We start from the raw sequence: 15,905 nt of genomic DNA, 5'->3' as shown, positions 1-15,905 counted from the left end.
TACTCCTCTTTACAGCTCGAAGAAGGGCGTCTCGACGCCGTCGGCGTTGTCGTCCTGAACATAGACCGTCCAGGAGTACCCACCGTCGACCTTTGTTGCAACCAACTTGGCGCGTTCGGTTTCGGTCAGCGAACTCAGCACCGGATCGGTCGCGTGCGCGTCTGCGTCTTCCGGGAAGTACAACCGAGTGACCAGGCGATCGAGCATGCCGCGGGCAAAAATCGAGACGTTGACGTGGGGAGCTTCGTCAACCTCGGTTTCGGTGGGCAGTGCGCCGGGCTTGACGGTGTGGACCAGGGCAGTTCCGGTGGGATCTGCTGCGCTGCGGGCGAACCCACGGAAGCCTGCCGGGGTGAGCTCGACTGCGCCGCGGGGATCGTCGGGATGGTTGAAGCGCCCGAGCGTATCTGCCTGCCACGTCTCGATCATCGCGTCGGCCACCGGTGTGCGGTTGCCGTCGATCACCGTGATGGCGAGTGTGATTCGGTCAGGAGCGTCGGAAGGGGCCGCGTCGGGTCCGTCAGCCCAGGGGAGGCCGATATGCCAGTACGGGCCGACGGTCTGTGACGGCGTGACTCCGAAAGGTGCCGTGGTGAAATCGCCGGGGACGACGGGGTATGTCGGGGCGAGCGAAGCGACGGGGGATGTCGGGGCGAGCGAAGCGACGGGGGATGTCGGGGCGAGCGAAGCGACGGGGGATGTGGCTGGTGCAGGCTTCGCAGTTTTGTCAGTCATCGTGGTCTTCCTCGTTCTCGAATACGGATGCGTTGCGCCCGCGCAGGACGATGTCGAAGCGGAACCCGAGAGCCCAGTTGGGTGCTGTGGCGGTGTAGTCGAAGACGCTGACCATGCGATGACGCGCTTCTTCAGGTACGGCGTTGTAGATCGGGTCCTGGAAGAACATCGGGTCGTCGGGGAAGTACATCTGCGTCACCAGGCGCTGCGTGAATGCCGTACCGAAGAGCGAGAAGTGAATGTGGGCCGGGCGCCACGCGTTGTCGTGGTTCATCCACGGGTAGGCGCCTGGCTTGATGGTGGTGAACGAATAGTGGCCGTCGGCGTCCGTCACACAACGGCCGAGACCGTTGAAGAACGGATCGAGTGGAGCCGGCCAGTTGTCACCCGTGTGGCGGTAGCGTCCGCCGGCGTTGGCCTGCCACACCTCCAGAAGGGTGTGGGGGACTGGCTTGCCGTCACCGTCGAGGACACGGCCGTGAACCACGATGCGCTGTCCTTGTGCTTCGCCTCCGTTGGCGATGGTCAGATCGTTTTCACCAGCGCCGACGCGGTCCTCACCGAAAACCGGCCCGGTCAATTCCGTGAGGCGCTGCGGGAGCAGCTTCAGCGGTTGCTTGGGGTGGCGGAGGGAGGTGGTCTTGTAGTCCGCGAAATCAGCCGGGGCGTTGACGCCGGTCGGCCGCTGGTACCTCGGCGGTAAATGCAGCATAGGGAACCTCGTCGTTCGATTACGTGTTCGCAATGTGTACAGGTGATGCGCTCTGCGAACAGACTAGTTCGTTGTTGTGACCCAGGCAATGCCGGGGGCGAGAAATGTTCGTGATCCGCACAGGGGTTCACAATACGTACGGCGCACGCTACTGTGATCGACATGATGGACAAAGTCATTCCCACTGCAGCCGAGGCCGTCGCGGACGTGCCGGACGGCGTCACGATCGCTGTCGGAGGATTCGGGCTCGTCGGAGTGCCCGAGATCCTCATCAACGCTCTGCTCGAGCAAGGCGCAACGTCACTCGAGACCGTGAGTAACAACTGCGGCACTGATGGATTCGGCCTCGGGGTGCTCCTCGAGAAGGGGCGGATTCGCCGGACCGTCAGCTCGTACGTGGGCTCCAACAAGGAGTTCGCTCGCCAGTATCTCGCCGGTGAACTGGAAGTGGAGCTCACTCCGCAGGGCACCCTCGCTGAGCGCATGCGCGCCGGTGGCGCAGGTATCCCCGCGTTCTTCACGCCCGCTGGTGTCGGCACCCAGGTCGCCGACGGCGGCTTGCCGCTCCGCTACGACGGAAGCGGTGGCATCGCAGTTGCCAGCCCGCCCAAGGAAACTCGTGACTTCGACGGCGTCACCTACGTGATGGAACGAGGCATCGTCGCCGACTACGCCCTGGTCCACGCCTGGAAAGGCGACCGGCACGGCAACCTCGTCTACCGAGCAAGCACTCAGAACTTCAACCCGGCCGCGGCAACATCCGGTCGGATCACCATCGCTCAGGTGGAACACCTCGTGGAACCCGGCGAACTCGACCCTGCCGAGATCCACACACCAGGCATCCATGTCCAGCGAGTTGTCCACGTCGGCCCCGTGACGGTCGGCATCGAGAATCGGACGGTACGAGCATGACACTGACAAACGAGGCGGGCCAAGCTCCCACCAAACTCACCCGTGAAGAGATGGCTGCGCGGGTCGCTCGCGAACTCGAAGACGGCCAGTACGTGAACCTCGGCATCGGCATGCCGACGCTGGTTCCGAACTATCTGCCCACCGACATCACCGTCGTATTGCATTCGGAGAACGGCGTTTTGGGTGTCGGGCCGTATCCGACCGAGGATGAACTCGATCCCGAACTGATCAATGCCGGTAAGGAAACCATCACGGTGCTGCCAGGCGCGTCGTTCTTCGACTCGTCCGCGTCGTTCGGCATGATTCGCGGTGGCCAGGTGGACGTTGCTGTCCTCGGGGCCATGCAGGTCAGCGCCACCGGTGATCTCGCGAACTGGATGATTCCCGGTCACATGGTCAAGGGAATGGGCGGCGCGATGGACCTGGTCCACGGCGCCAAGCGCGTCATCGTGATGATGGAGCACGTGTCGAAGAAGGGTGAGCACAAGATTGTCGAAGAATGCTCCCTTCCGCTCACCGGCAAGGGTTGTGTGCAGCGGATCATCACCGACATGGCGGTCATCGACGTGACCGCCGACGGTCTTCGCCTGGTCGAAACGGCGCCGGGAGTGAGCGTCGACGACGTTGTTGCCGCCACCGGAGCAAAACTGCTCGTCTGACGGTTCAGCGGACTCCACGAGTGCGGAACTGCACGCTGATCCGCGGGCCGAGGGCGCGAGCGCTCTTGGGTACAGCGTGCTCCCACGTCCGTTGGCACGAACCTCCCATGACCAGCAGGTCGCCGTGCCCGAGGTTGAAGCGGATGGACTCACCGCCGCCGCGGGGACGAAGAAGTAGCGGGCGGGCAGCACCGAGCGACAGGATGGCTACCATCGTGTCCTCGGTGCGGCTTCGCCCGGTGTCGTCGCCGTGCCACGCGACGCTGTCGCTGCCGTCGCGGTAGAAGCACAGGCCGGACGTGGTGAACGATTCGCCCAGTTCGCTGCGATAGTGGCTGCTCAGAGCGTCCCTCGCCTCGGTGAGCAGGGGATCCGGTAGTGGCTCGTTCTCGTTGTAGAAACACACCAGTCGCGGAACGTCGACCACGCGGTCGTACATCTGCCGCCGTTCGGCACGCCAGGGCACCGATCGTTCGAGGGTGTCGAACACGGCCTCGGATCCAGTGAGCCAGGCCGGCCTGTGATCGACCCACGCGCCCGCGGTGAGTGTCCGTCGTTGCAGGGTGTTGTCGAGGTCAGCCAAGGAAACACCCAGGTCGACATTGTCGAACAGTGACGGTTGCATGGCGCTGGTCATGGAAACCAGAGTACACCCAAGGTAGAACATATGTTCGAATTCTCGAATGACGTGTGGCCATCAAATTAGGCGGCCCACCTCCCGGCGAGTGACAGCCGGGCGGCAGGCCTGTTGCGGCTGACCCCTCGCTCCGAAATCTCCGCCGCAATCGGTCAATACCCCGGAAGGCTGCTCGCGAAACACGCCTACGTCGCTTCTTGCCCCGCCGCCGCGGCAGATTGCGCCTGCCACCGCTCTTCGACGCGTCCCAGCTTCCATACGGCAATCGCAACAAGCCAGGTGATCGCAAACAGCCCCACGATGATGAAGCCCATCGCGCCCCAGTCCAGGCTGCCGATCGTGCCCAGGATTCCGGTGTGAATCTCGAGCTTCTCGGTGAAGATCGACATGATCTCCTGCACTCCGATGATGAGGGCGACGGCAACAGACAAGCCGGTAATCACCATGTTGTAGTAGATCTTTCGGACCGGCTGCGCAAACGCCCAACCGTAGGCAAAATTCATGAACGAACCGTCGATGGAGTCGAAGAGGCACATCCCGGCGCAGAACAGAATCGGCAGAACGAGAATCGAATACCACGGTAATCCCGTCACAGCTGCGCCGCCGGCGATGACGAGCAAGCCGACCTCGGTTACGGTGTCGAACCCCAGGCCGAACAGTAATCCGACTGGATACATGTGCCATGGCTTGCGGACCGTTTTCATGACCGGCCCCAGAATCTTGTTCAACGCGCCGCGGCTGTCGAGTTCCTTCTCGAGTTGTTCTTCGTCGAACGTTCCGGCCTTGTATTTTGTATAGACCCGGTGAATTCCGATGAGGGACACAAGGTTCAGGAGGCCGATCAGGATCAGGAATGTGCCCGAGACAGTGGTTCCGAACAATCCGGCCCATTTCCCCAGGTCGGAATTCTCGTCAGAGAGGGTGGACGCCAGCCGTCGTACGCCCAGCGCGAGCAGTGCAACCATGACAAATACGATGGTCGAATGGCCGAGTGAGAACCAAAACCCCACGGACATGGGCTTTTTGCCATCGGCAACAAGCTTGCGTGTTGTGTTGTCGATGGCGGCGATGTGGTCGGCGTCGAAGGCATGTCGCATTCCGAGCGTGTAGGCGGTGACGCCCAGTCCGACGCCGAACGCGCTGCCCTCGACGGTGTAGTGCCCGGGAACGACCAGGCCGAGCAGCACTGCCCAGCCGACGACGTTGAGCGTGACGACCGTGGCCGTCATTCCGATGATGCTGCGTCGCTGGGAGCGGTCCAGGCTCGTCCACGCTGCGACGAGTTTGTTTCCGGTCGAGTGTGTATCCGTCGTCATCGAACGTCACCGATTTCGTGTGGAGGGTCGGCGGGCCTGACACGGAAAAATGTCATAGATAAATCGTATAAGTGTTCAACTGTTCAGATAAGGGCGTTATTGTTACAGATTGCCCATCAGGGAGTAAAGGTGCTTTGCTGCCTGATGGGAAAGTCAGGCGAAGATCGTGTTCATCAACGCGACGTACATCGCGGTCCCGACGACGATGCTCAGCACTGCGTTCTTTCGCCACAGATGGATTGCGGCGGTGGCCGAGACGGCGATCAGTTCGGGTAATCCGTGTGAGGGCCCGGTGACGGAGACGTTCTTCAGTGAGTACATCACCAGGATCAGCATCACTCCCGCCGGCATGTAGATGCCGAGGTACGCGACGAGGGCCGACGAGCGCAGTGGTTTCAGGACGGCAAAGGGTATGGCGCGCAACGCAAAAGTGACGACGGCCATGATGGCAACGGCGCTGAAGATGTACGTGGTGTCAGGCATCTACTGCTGCTTTTCGGGAGGTGGCGAAGTATCGGATGATCAGGAAGGTGACAAACCCGCCCATGGCGATCGGTAAGACATGTTCGGGTGCGATGAGGCGGGCCACCAGTGCGCAGGTGACCGCTGCCGCTGGGACGGTGTAGCCGCTTTGAGCTCGCATCGCTTCGATCGACAGGACGACGAACAGGGCTGTGAGCGCAAAGTCCATTCCGACGATCGAATCGGGAATCCATTGTCCCGCAGTAGCTCCGAGAATTGCTCCGCCAACCCAGTAGCCGTGCAGGAACAGTTGCGAGAAGACGATGACCCGGCCGGAGAGGGCTTTGGGATCGGTTGTCACCGACATGGCATACGCCTCGTCGGTGAGAGCGAACATGCTGTAGAAGCGTGCAAACGGATTCTGCACCTTGTTCAGTGGGAAGCTCAGCGCATAAAAGACGTGCCGAAAGTTGACCAGCAACGCGGTGAGTGCGACGTAAGGCAGGGGAGTCATCGCGGCGACCATGCCGACGGCAATGAACTCGAGCGATCCGGCATAGATCAACGAAGTGAAAACCAGTGCCCACCAAGGGTTCAGGCCTTGCTGCACAACAAGCACCCCGAGGGCGATGCCGAGTGGCAGGAGTCCGATGCCGACCGGCAATGACAATGCAAAGGCGCGTCGCCACGCCGGGTTCTGGCGCGCGGCATCGACGGCAGTTGCATCCGCTGATGTTGAAGATTCGATCACCACAGAAATGTAGTACAAAGTCCGCGGTTGACGATTGCCCAGAATGCGCGGAATTCAGACTTTGCGCAATAATATCCGCATGGATGCCATGGATGACGCAATTTTATTCCACCTCCGTCAGGACTCCAGTCTGACCAACACCGAATTGGCGGATCTGGTGGGGCTGACGCCGTCGCCGTGCCTGCGCCGGGTCAAGAAACTCGAGGCCGACGGAGTCATCACCGGTTACCGGGCAATCGTCAGCCCCGAGGCGCTCGACCGCGGATTTCAGGTGATCGTGACCGCCGAGATCGGCGTCAACGACCAGGCGACCATCGAGGACTTCGAATCGCGCGTCGCGGCTTTCGACGAAGTGATCGAATGTCGACGGCTCTTCGGGATCCCCGATTACTTCATTCGCGTCGCGGTGAAGGATCTCGCGACATACGAACAATTCATGGCCACCAAACTCAGTGGCCTCCCCGCTGTGTCACGGGTGACCTCGCTCATCACGATGAAAACCATCAAGAGTGTGGACTGAGATTTTTGTCGGTAGGTGGCGTTAACGTCGGAACATGGGATACGAATTTCAAGTCACAGTGGATTCCGCGCAACCACATGAACAGGCAAAATGGTGGGCGGCCGCACTCGGCTGGGCTGTCGAGCCGAGCGATGAGGATTTCATCAGAGGTCTCGTCGCAGCTGGGCACGCGCAAGAATCCGATACAACCACTTTCGAAGGCGTGCTCGTCTGGAGGGAAGGTGCAGCCATCAGCGACCCGGAACATCCGGAGCGTCCGCGAGTTCTGTTTCAGCTGGTGCCCGAGAAGAAAACGGTGAAAAACCGACTTCACCTGGATATCAGAGTGGGAGACAACCGTGAGGACGTAGCCGCTCATCTCGAGGCGGTCGGCGCGACGATACTTCACCGAGGTCAGCAAGGCCCGAGCGTGTGGATCACGATGTCCGACCCGGAGGGCAACGAATTCTGTGTCAGTTAGCGGTACGAGCTGGGAGTATCTCCGGTCCAGCGTTTGAACGCGCGGCGGAACGCGCTGGGCTCGGAGAACCCGAGGCGAGCCGACAGGACGTCTACCGACTCGCCCCGGCCAAGGCCGGCGATCGCGACGTCGCGGAGCACCTCTTCGCGTAGCTGATTCAGTGACGTGCCCTCGCGGCGAAGCAACCGTCGCAAGTGCGGCACGCTGATCGAGAGCATTTCGGCAATCTCTTCCGCTGTCGAGGTGCGCCCCTTCACGCCTAACTCCACAACTCGGCGTACCTGGGCTGACGCGGTGCTGTCGTAATCGCGCTCGGACATCAGCTGGATAGGCGACGCGCGCAAGTACTCCTCGAGGGATTCCTCGGTCTGGATGATCGGCGCTCGCATCGCAGAATTGTCGAAATCCAAAGCGGCGCAGGGCGCATCGAACGTAACCGGGACGCCGAAGATGTAGTCGTAGTCTTGGGCCAACCGCGCATCCGGCGCCGAGTACGGGAACTCGACGGCCCGAAGCCTGACCCGCTTGCCGATCAACCACGCGGCAAATCGGTGTAGGAGGATCAGCATGAAGTCCGTTGTCACGCGTGCCGCGATATCGGGTTCGGAGATTCCTTCCCGCGGGTGACCGGAGAAACTGATGCGTGTGCTCTCCTCACCCGCTTCTATCGTCAATGGGGCCAAACTCGGCAGTGCTCGGATCACATCTGCCATCCGAGCGAAAGCGCTACCGAGGTCGGGGCAGTGAATCAATGTCAGGCAGATCAGCCGAAAGGTGCCGCGGGGGACAGGGGCGCGCCCGAGACCGAACAATTCGTCGTTCGTGATCTGCCAGGTGGTTTGGATGAACGTAGTTACTTGAGTGGGGGTGAGCCGGGCACGTGGGTCCGCGAGCGTGGTGAGATCGATTCCCGCTGCCCGCAAGGCGCCCGACAAGTCCACATTGTTGTCCGGCGAGAACATGAGATAACGCTGAATAAATGCAGTGGGGATGGTGCGAGCATTCATGGGTGAGCGGCTCCCCGGAGCAGATGGAGGCGTCTCGCTGCTTCGGCAAGTACGTGGTCCTGTTTGCAGAATGCAAACCGCACCAAGTGCTTCCAGCTGTCACGGTTGTCGGCGAATACGTCGACGGGGACGGCTGCGACTCCGATGCGTTCCGGTAACGCGCGGCAGAAATCTCCCGCGTCGGATTCGCCCAGTGGCCGGATGTCCGCGAGCAGAAAGTAGGTGCCACCTCCCGAATGCACGTGGAGTCCCGCGTCGGTCAACGCGTCGGCAAGCACATCTCGCTTGGACTGCAGACTCGATCGCAGATCCGCGACCCACGCTTGCTCGTTGGTCAATGCATAGGCGACAGCCGGCTGGAACGGCGCGCCGGCAACAAAGGACATGAACTGTTTGGCCGCGCGCACGCCGTCGATGAGCTCGCGCGGGCCGATCGCCCAGCCGGTCTTCCAGCCGGTGACATTGAAAGTTTTTGCGGCGCTGGACACTGTGACGGTGCGTTCACGCATTCCGGGCAGCGACGCCATCGGTGTATGCGTGAGGCCGTCGAACACCAAGTGCTCGTAGACTTCGTCGCTCAGCACGATCAGGTCGCGTTCGCACGCAATTTCTGCAAGTGCGCGCAATTCGTCATCGGTGAACACCGTCCCGGTGGGGTTGTGTGGACTGTTGACCACCAGCATCTTTGTCTTGGGGGTAATCGCTGCCTTGACTGCATCGATGTCGACAACAAATTTGTCACCCGACGCGACCAACGGAACGGTACGACGGATCGCGCCGGCCAGAGCGACGGAAGCCGCGTACGAGTCGTAGTACGGCTCGATAAGTACTACTTCCTCACCGGGTTCGACCAAACCCAGAATTGCAGCGCTGATCGCTTCTGTGGCTCCGACGGTCACCAGTACTTCGGAATCAGGATCGAATTCCAAGCCGTACCGTACTATCCGGTCGGCGGCAACGGCCTGGCGTAGAACTGGCATACCCGGGCCCGGCGGATACTGGTTGACTCCGTCGGCGATGGCTTGGCGCGCGACGTCGAGCATCGCGGCGGGTCCGTCGGTGTCGGGAAATCCTTGGCCGAGATTGACGGCGTTGTGAAGAGTTGCCAGTGCCGTCATCTCCGCGAAGATCGTGGACGCAAAAGGCTGCAGGCGCGAAACGGTGCGATTGCGGGGCGTCGAAGGCATCTTTGCAGCTTAGTCGGCGGCAGATGCATCTTCACATTGCTGTCAAGGCTCGGTTCAGCACGTTTAGAACCCCGCGTTCGTTCCACTCTGTAAGTGGCACCGATTGTGGTGCCGCAGACTTACGGAGGTTGTCATGCCCCGCATACCCGCAGTGGCGCCCGGTGACGGCGGACCACTGATCAAAGTGGCGTACAAGTTCGCCGCCCGGCAGTTCGACGAGGTCCCTGAACCGTTTGCCGTGCTCGCGAACCACAAGAAGCTGTTTCTGGCGGCCGCCGGGCATGAAATGGCAGTGCAGAAAGCGTCCAAAGTTCTGCCGGTGAGTGTCCGGGAGTTGGCGGTCTACCGAGTCGCCTCTACCGTGGGTTGTTCGTGGTGCGTCGACTTCGGCACGATGCTCGCGCGTCTGGACGGCCTTGACGTCGAGCGTTTGAAAGCGATTGAGCATTATCGAGACTCGCCGCTCTACAGCGAGGACGAGCGAGCAGCCATCGCGTACGCGGACGCGATGACAGGCGACCCACACGGTGAGCACGGAGTTACCGACGAGCAGGTTGCGGACCTCGAGAGTCGGTTCGGTAGGGCAGGCGTGGTGGAGCTGACCTATCAGATCGGGCTGGAGAACATGCGCTCGCGAATGTATTCCGCGTTGGGAATCACGGAACAGGGATTCGGTACCGACTCCTGCCGAGTTCCGTGGTCTCAAGAGTAGAACTCCGCAAGAGCGGATGAATTGATCTATTTTTAACGCACTTGCGGACATTTTGGCTTGTTCGGGGCTGCTGCGAGCCCTACGATCATGAGGTGCCCAACATACGAATACGCGAAGCGGCCGGGCTACTGGGTGTCAGTGACGACACCGTGCGTCGGTGGATCGACAGCGGGCAGCTGAGCGCGGCAACCGACGATTCGGGTCGCAAGGTGATCGACGGCGCCGAACTGGCTGCGTTTGCGCGATCCAACGCGGCTCCCGCTCCCGTGGATCCGCTGAGTACCGGGACGTCGGCCCGCAACCGGTTTGCCGGCCTCGTGACCAAGGTTGTCACCGACACGGTGATGGCGCAGGTCGAAATGCAGTGCGGTCCGTTCACCGTGGTCTCGCTGATGAGCACCGACGCCGTTCGTGAATTGGGATTGGAAGTCGGCAGCATCGCGGTTGCCGTAGTCAAAGCCACAACCGTGATCGTGGAAACCCCGTCAACGTTGAAAACGCAGTGAGGAAATCAGTGAAAAAAGGGCTCGGAATAGTTGCCTCAGGTGTTCTCTCGCTTGCTCTGGTGAGCGGTTGCAGTAGCTCGGACAGCTCGTCACCTTCGACGTCGGCTGCCAGTACTTCGGCAACAGTGACCGGCGACATCACCGTTTTTGCGGCGGCATCGCTAAAGAACACATTTACCGAACTCGGCAAGGAATTCGAGGCCGAAAACCCCGGAACTACAGTTACTTTCAGTTTCGCTGGTTCGTCGGATCTGGTTGCGCAGATCATCCAGGGCGCTCCCGCGGATGTGTTTGCGTCGGCTGATGCGGCAAACATGAAGAAGGCCACCGACGCTGGAGTTGTTGCAGGTACGCCCTCCGACTTTGCGAGCAATACTCTCACGATCGTGGTGCCGCCTGGTAACCCGAAGGGAATCACCTCGTTCGCCGATTTGGCCAAGGAGGGAACACAATTGGTGATCTGTGCTCCCCAGGTTCCCTGCGGGGCTGCCACAAAGAAGGTCGAAGAAGCGAGCGGTGAAAGCCTGAAGCCGGTCAGTGAGGAGTCCTCGGTAACCGACGTGCTGAACAAAGTCACCTCAGGTCAGGCAGATGCCGGCATCGTGTACGTAACAGACGCGAAGTCGGCGGGCGAGAAGGTCGAGACCATCGCCTTCCCCGAGGCCGCTTCCGTTGTCAACCTGTACCAGGTTGCAGCACTGAAGGATTCGAAGAACCTCACCACCGCGACCAAGTTCGTTGATCTCGTGAGTGGCCCGAAGGGTCTGGTTGTGCTGACGAATGCAGGATTTGCCGCTCCGTGATGCGAATCAGACCGGCAGTCCGTGCTCCGCTCGGGCTGCCGGTATGGATTTATCTCCCTGCCGTGATCGGCGGGGCCTTCGTGATAGTTCCGTTGCTCGCGATGCTGCAGACGGTGCAATGGTCGCAGTTCTGGCAACTCGTGACCTCGGAGTCGTCGATAGCGGCTCTGAAGCTGAGCCTGAAGACCGCGGCGATGAGCACAGTGCTCTGCATTCTCTTCGGGGTACCGATGGCTGTGGTGCTGGCGCGCAGCAGTTTCCGTGGACTGTCGGTACTGCGGTCACTGATCTTGCTGCCGCTCGTCCTGCCTCCGGTAGTGGGCGGAATCGCGCTGCTCTACACGTTCGGCCGTAAAGGGCTGATCGGGGAGCAGTTGGAGGTGCTCGGAATTCAGATCGCATTCTCCACGACCGCCGTTGTTCTGGCACAAACGTTTGTCGCGCTGCCGTTTCTGGTGGTCAGTCTCGAAGGGGCACTGCGGACGGCAGGCACTCGTTACGAGGCCGTGGCATCAACGCTCGGAGCCAGGCCGACCACGGTGCTACGACGCGTCACCCTGCCGCTGGTGATTCCCGGTCTGATCTCGGGAGCCGTACTCGCCTTTGCGCGAGCGTTGGGGGAGTTCGGTGCGACGCTGACCTTTGCCGGGAGCCTGCAAGGAGTCACACGCACCTTGCCGCTGGAGATCTACCTGCAACGTGAGAGTGATCCCGATGCTGCCGTGGCACTTTCGCTGGTTCTGGTCGTTGTTGCCGTGGTCATCGTCGTCGCCGTCCGTGGCCGCGGATCGGCAGGATCACTGTGAGCGGCTTGCACGTGGATGTCGAAATCCCCGAACGCGACGTGATCGCCTCGTTCGACGTTGCCGCCGGTGAGGTGACAGCGATACTCGGCCCGAACGGCGCCGGAAAATCGACGGTGCTGGCTGCTGTTGCGGGACTGCATCATCCGAATCGTGGGCGAATCGAACTCAATGGACGGGTGCTGACCGATACCGCTGCCGGAGTCTGCGTGTCTCCGCACAAACGTGGGACTGTCCTGCTCGCTCAGGACGCACTGCTCTTTCCTCATCTCAGTGCCGTGGACAACGTCGCGTTTGCACCGCGCAGTGCCGGGCGGTCTCGTCGTGAATCCGCGCAGGCGGCCCGCCACTGGCTCGGCGCCGTCGACGCCGGCGAGTTGGCGGATCGGAAACCGTCGCAGCTGTCCGGGGGCCAGGCACAACGTGTTGCAGTGGCGCGGGCACTGGCGGCTGAGCCTGAACTACTGCTCCTCGACGAACCGATGTCAGCACTCGACGTATCGTCGGCCCCGGCGCTGCGTTCCTTGCTGCGACGAGTGCTGCGAACCGGTAACCGCACAGCCGTTCTGGTGACTCACGACGCGCTTGATGCCTTGGCGCTCGCGGATAGCGTCGTGGTTATGGATGGTGGACGCGTCGTCGAACGTGGAGATGTGCGGACGGTGCTGACGCGTCCTCGTAGTACGTTTGCCGCCAGGATTGCCGGAATCAATCTGCGTAGTGGCGTCATGATCGAGGACTGCGCGATCCGAACTCCTGGTGGTACCGCCATCGCCGGCCTTGCCGAAGTGGCTGTGCCAGTGGGTAGCCCAGCAGTTTCGATGTTCGAACCCAGTGCTGTGTCGGTGTATCTCCATCCGCCGCACGGAAGCCCTCGCAACGCGTTCGACGTCACTGTTGCCGAGATCGAGAATCGAGGCTCGACGGTTCGGGTACGCGCCGAGGACGACGAGGGACAGCCGGGACTTTCGGCCGACATCACGACAGCAGCGGCGGCCGAGCTCGATCTCGTACCGGGCGCGACGGTGACCTTCGTTGTCAAAGCGACAGAGACGCTGATCTACGCTCAGTAACGTCTCACACGTTATTCGGCTCGAAGGATGGGTAGTGAACCCCGAAGACGCACCACCAGGGGAGCCTGCCGTTGTTCCCGCACCACGGCCTGCGCGGAGTGTGTTGTTCGGATTGCCGCCGGTGGGAAACCGATTTCCAGGAGCCGTTCGGGTGGCGCTCGCCCTCGCGATTCCGGCGACAATCGCGACGCTTCTCGGATACGGCTCTGCGTCACTTCTCGTCGGGCTGGGAGCCTTCGCCTCGATTTACGGTGAAGGCCGGCCATACCGGAGCCGGTGGAAAGCCGTCGGCATTGCCGCGTTGGCCTTGACGGTTCTCTCCTTCATCGGCGCATCGGTGGGCGAACCGATCCACCGGGCTATCGCCGAAGGCGCCCCCGAGGCTCTCCTGATACTCGTCATTCTGGTCATGGCAGTCGTGGTGTCGACCTGTGCGTTCACGGTTGACGCGTTGCGATTGGGGCCACCAGGAGCGTTCTTCCTCTTGTTGACGACAGAGATCAGTTCGGTGATCGCCACTCCGGGACAACCGCCGACAGAGGTTGCTCTGTGGACGGCCGTAGGCGGAGCGAGCGCACTACTCGTATCCATGACGGGGATCCTGTGGGCGCCGAGAGCGGTGGAACACGCTGCCGTCGACGCGGCCGTGTCGGCCGTCGACGAATACGTGGCGGCGACAGATCAAGCGAACCGTCACGCTGCCGCGCTGCGACTTCAAGATGCATGGCAATGCCTGTACCGCGGAAAGATTGTCGGTACCGATCATCCGCTCACTCGTGAGCTGGAGCGCGCACAGATGCGGATGGCGCGAGCACTGGCCGACGATCACGACCCGGAGTTGATGGCGGACGCAGCTTTCGACATCGACGAGGTAGGTGTGTATCCGCCTTTGCCCGACCCGACGATCCGGTACAGATTTCTGCGTGCCTGCAATCCGTCCAGTCGAGCGACGATCACTGCGATCCGGCTACTTCTGGCCTGCATCGCAGCGGGAAGCCTGACGGTTCTTCTCGGAATCGACCGACCGGATTGGGCAGTGATCGCAGCCGCGATGGTTCTCCACCAGGGGCCGGATCGAATTCTGGGAACCTATCGGGGGATTCACCGGATCGGCGGGACCGTTCTCGGGTTACTGGTGCTCGGCGGGGTGTATCTGTGGAGCCCGACCGGCCTTGCCATGGTGGCGGTACTTGCTGTGCTGCAGTTGGGAATCGAGCTGTTCCTGGTGCGCAATTACGGAGTCGCCGTCATCTTCATCACGCCGATGGCGATCCTTCTGGGTGCCGCCGGTGGCGCACACGGCACCGTGCAGCATCTGGTCCTGAGTCGAATGATCGAAACAGCAGTCGGCGTTGTGGTCGCACTGATCGTGCTGTGGACTGTGGGCCGCCGTGCTCATCGCCGAACTTTGGAGTGGGTCGACGGGCGCGTGGCGCGACTGCTCGGCGTGCTGCTCACCGACATTCGGGTGGCACAGCGTGCGCCGAGTGCAGAATTGTGTCGCGATCTGGAGTTCGAACTTCGCGGCGCCGCCATGGCAGGAATCGATGCAGCGCACAACGAACCGGACTGGGCGACACTGAAGTGGGCAGCGCACACCGAGTTGCATCACCTTGGATCCGATGTGCTGCACCGGTTGTCGTTCGGCACCACTGTGTCGCGCTCGCACCGCGAGAACTGGGAACGACGCTACGCGGCGTGCCGATCGAGTTGACCGGCTTTCACTGTCAGCTCTACTCGGCGAACACGTTCCGTAGTTGCTGTTCCTGCTCATGGCTGAGGTTGGTCGACACCAGTTCACCGGACTGACCGTCGAATGCCTCATGTACTCGGTCGATGATGGCGTCCGAGGTCAGTACGAACAGTGCCGATGTTCCGGGGGTGACATTCTTGCGGACGCCGGCTATGAATTCGTCGTCGATCCCCACATCTGTCAAAGACCCCGCGAGCGCGCCGATCCCGGCTCCGAGCGCAGCTCCGAGCAGCGGGATGAAGAAGAGCAACCCGAATAGCAGTCCCCAGAATGCGCCTCCGAGTGCGCCGGCACCGGTGACGTTGTTGAGCTGGCGAGTCTTGGGCTTATTTGCCCCTTCGGGCCACGACACAAGCGCTGCGTCGCGAACCTTGATCAGTTCCTGTCTCTGAAGGTCTTCGAGTGTGGTGATCGCGGTATCCGCGCCCGAGGGCGTCGGGAACTTCCACACCGTCAAGGTTGCACTCATTCATTTACTCCTTTATCTGCCGAGATTTCCCCGAAGTTGACGGTAGAGATGCGGTTCCGGTGAGCGGTGTCCTGCGTTTCGATACCGATCCATCCTCGATTTCGACTCTCCCGAACACATCACCCGGCACGGATGATCCGGTGACCTAGTGGGGAGGTTCGGACCGGGTCAACCCGAGCAACACGATGAGGCCGCGCGGCAACAACCACTGTGATGGGACTGGCGCACCTTCGGCCGATTCGAGTTCTTGCGTCATGGTCTCCTCCGAACGAATCGCGATGGTGTCCGGAAAAGAATTGCACCGGAGGTTGTTTGCTGTCATCACCCGGAATAGATGAGCGCTCATCCTTTCGGGGTGATGCCAGAAGACCGGATACTTCCGATACTGATCGCACGACGATGTTGCGCAGAAGGAGACATCATGACAA

At 61.4% G+C, this 15,905-nt stretch carries 19 protein-coding genes; 10 read left to right on the top strand and 9 right to left on the bottom strand.

From position 1 onward, the window contains the following. Window positions 1-9 precede the first annotated feature (9 nt). The gene (pcaG, locus tag EEB13_RS23925; RefSeq protein ID WP_261984631.1) at window positions 10-735 is read right to left on the bottom strand and encodes a protocatechuate 3,4-dioxygenase subunit alpha; all 726 of its coding nucleotides are present in this window, start codon (window positions 733-735) and stop codon (window positions 10-12) included. Next, window positions 728-1,447 carry a protocatechuate 3,4-dioxygenase subunit beta gene (gene pcaH / locus EEB13_RS23920; protein WP_033234060.1) on the bottom strand — a complete coding sequence of 240 codons (720 nt, stop codon included), beginning with the start codon at window positions 1,445-1,447 and terminating at the stop codon, window positions 728-730. Before pcaH ends, pcaG begins: the two co-directional genes overlap by 8 nt. Window positions 1,448-1,612: 165 nt before the next feature. Here pcaH and EEB13_RS23915 point away from each other — a divergent pair, with 165 nt between their 5' ends. Beyond that, the gene (locus tag EEB13_RS23915; RefSeq protein WP_033234061.1) at window positions 1,613-2,359 is read left to right on the top strand and encodes a CoA transferase subunit A; all 747 of its coding nucleotides are present in this window, start codon (window positions 1,613-1,615) and stop codon (window positions 2,357-2,359) included. Further along, on the top strand, window positions 2,356-3,018 hold the full coding sequence (locus EEB13_RS23910; protein ID WP_033234062.1) for a CoA transferase subunit B: 663 nt from the start codon (window positions 2,356-2,358) through the stop codon (window positions 3,016-3,018). The genes EEB13_RS23915 and EEB13_RS23910 overlap by 4 nt, the downstream gene beginning before the upstream one ends. 4 nt (window positions 3,019-3,022) lie before the next feature. Here the strand turns inward: EEB13_RS23910 and EEB13_RS23905 are convergent, their stop codons facing one another. The 4 genes from EEB13_RS23905 to EEB13_RS23890 all read right to left on the bottom strand — a co-directional run bounded on the left by EEB13_RS23905 (window position 3,023) and on the right by EEB13_RS23890 (window position 6,187). Next, entirely contained in the window at window positions 3,023-3,655 is a 633-nt protein-coding gene (locus EEB13_RS23905; RefSeq protein ID WP_141486420.1) for an alpha-ketoglutarate-dependent dioxygenase AlkB, read from the bottom strand. Between the two features lie 185 nt (window positions 3,656-3,840). Continuing rightward, on the bottom strand, window positions 3,841-4,971 hold the full coding sequence (locus tag EEB13_RS23900; protein WP_141486419.1) for a HoxN/HupN/NixA family nickel/cobalt transporter: 1,131 nt from the start codon (window positions 4,969-4,971) through the stop codon (window positions 3,841-3,843). Window positions 4,972-5,124: 153 nt separating this feature from the next. Next, on the bottom strand, window positions 5,125-5,454 hold the full coding sequence (locus EEB13_RS23895) for a branched-chain amino acid transporter permease (RefSeq protein WP_045068960.1): 330 nt from the start codon (window positions 5,452-5,454) through the stop codon (window positions 5,125-5,127). Beyond that, the gene (locus tag EEB13_RS23890) at window positions 5,447-6,187 is read right to left on the bottom strand and encodes an AzlC family ABC transporter permease (RefSeq protein ID WP_033234358.1); all 741 of its coding nucleotides are present in this window, start codon (window positions 6,185-6,187) and stop codon (window positions 5,447-5,449) included. The genes EEB13_RS23895 and EEB13_RS23890 overlap by 8 nt, the downstream gene beginning before the upstream one ends. Window positions 6,188-6,263: 76 nt before the next feature. Here EEB13_RS23890 and EEB13_RS23885 point away from each other — a divergent pair, with 76 nt between their 5' ends. Together EEB13_RS23885 and EEB13_RS23880 are read left to right on the top strand one after the other, a co-directional pair. Then, window positions 6,264-6,704 (top strand): Lrp/AsnC family transcriptional regulator, encoded by a 441-nt coding sequence (locus tag EEB13_RS23885; protein WP_033234066.1) that lies wholly within the window; start codon window positions 6,264-6,266, stop codon window positions 6,702-6,704. Window positions 6,705-6,738: 34 nt separating this feature from the next. Next, window positions 6,739-7,164: a VOC family protein gene (locus tag EEB13_RS23880; protein WP_033234067.1), complete on the top strand. Its 426-nt coding sequence runs from the start codon at window positions 6,739-6,741 to the stop codon at window positions 7,162-7,164. Here EEB13_RS23880 and EEB13_RS23875 read toward each other — a convergent pair. After that, window positions 7,161-8,171, bottom strand: a complete 1,011-nt coding sequence (locus EEB13_RS23875; protein WP_045068965.1) for an AraC family transcriptional regulator — start codon at window positions 8,169-8,171, stop codon at window positions 7,161-7,163. The genes EEB13_RS23880 and EEB13_RS23875 overlap by 4 nt on opposite strands. Then, the gene (locus tag EEB13_RS23870; protein ID WP_033234069.1) at window positions 8,168-9,358 is read right to left on the bottom strand and encodes a pyridoxal phosphate-dependent aminotransferase; all 1,191 of its coding nucleotides are present in this window, start codon (window positions 9,356-9,358) and stop codon (window positions 8,168-8,170) included. Before EEB13_RS23870 ends, EEB13_RS23875 begins: the two co-directional genes overlap by 4 nt. 133 nt (window positions 9,359-9,491) lie before the next feature. Between EEB13_RS23870 and EEB13_RS23865 the strand changes: the two genes are divergently transcribed. The 6 genes from EEB13_RS23865 (at window position 9,492) to EEB13_RS23840 (ending at window position 14,969) form a co-directional block, all read left to right on the top strand. After that, complete coding sequence (locus EEB13_RS23865) at window positions 9,492-10,070, top strand: carboxymuconolactone decarboxylase family protein (protein WP_033234070.1); 579 nt, start codon at window positions 9,492-9,494, stop codon at window positions 10,068-10,070. A 92-nt stretch (window positions 10,071-10,162) separates the two neighbouring features. After that, window positions 10,163-10,576, top strand: coding sequence for a molybdopterin-binding protein (locus EEB13_RS23860; RefSeq protein ID WP_033234071.1), 414 nt, complete (start codon window positions 10,163-10,165; stop codon window positions 10,574-10,576). After that, window positions 10,573-11,379 (top strand): molybdate ABC transporter substrate-binding protein, encoded by an 807-nt coding sequence (modA, locus tag EEB13_RS23855; RefSeq protein WP_033234072.1) that lies wholly within the window; start codon window positions 10,573-10,575, stop codon window positions 11,377-11,379. The genes EEB13_RS23860 and modA overlap by 4 nt, the downstream gene beginning before the upstream one ends. Then, window positions 11,379-12,185: an ABC transporter permease gene (locus EEB13_RS23850; RefSeq protein WP_033234073.1), complete on the top strand. Its 807-nt coding sequence runs from the start codon at window positions 11,379-11,381 to the stop codon at window positions 12,183-12,185. The genes modA and EEB13_RS23850 overlap by 1 nt, the downstream gene beginning before the upstream one ends. After that, window positions 12,182-13,255 carry a sulfate/molybdate ABC transporter ATP-binding protein gene (locus tag EEB13_RS23845; RefSeq protein WP_072782596.1) on the top strand — a complete coding sequence of 358 codons (1,074 nt, stop codon included), beginning with the start codon at window positions 12,182-12,184 and terminating at the stop codon, window positions 13,253-13,255. Before EEB13_RS23850 ends, EEB13_RS23845 begins: the two co-directional genes overlap by 4 nt. A 34-nt stretch (window positions 13,256-13,289) precedes the next feature. Then, on the top strand, window positions 13,290-14,969 hold the full coding sequence (locus tag EEB13_RS23840; protein ID WP_141486418.1) for an FUSC family protein: 1,680 nt from the start codon (window positions 13,290-13,292) through the stop codon (window positions 14,967-14,969). A 19-nt stretch (window positions 14,970-14,988) separates the two neighbouring features. Here EEB13_RS23840 and EEB13_RS23835 read toward each other — a convergent pair whose 3' ends face one another. After that, the gene (locus tag EEB13_RS23835) at window positions 14,989-15,477 is read right to left on the bottom strand and encodes a DUF1269 domain-containing protein (RefSeq protein WP_141486417.1); all 489 of its coding nucleotides are present in this window, start codon (window positions 15,475-15,477) and stop codon (window positions 14,989-14,991) included. Window positions 15,478-15,905 lie beyond the last annotated feature (428 nt).

The organism is Rhodococcus sp. WS3 (genome assembly GCF_003797085.1).
In the GTDB taxonomy this organism is placed as follows: domain Bacteria; phylum Actinomycetota; class Actinomycetes; order Mycobacteriales; family Mycobacteriaceae; genus Rhodococcus_F; species Rhodococcus_F globerula.
This window is presented reverse-complemented; position numbering and strand designations above follow the sequence as displayed.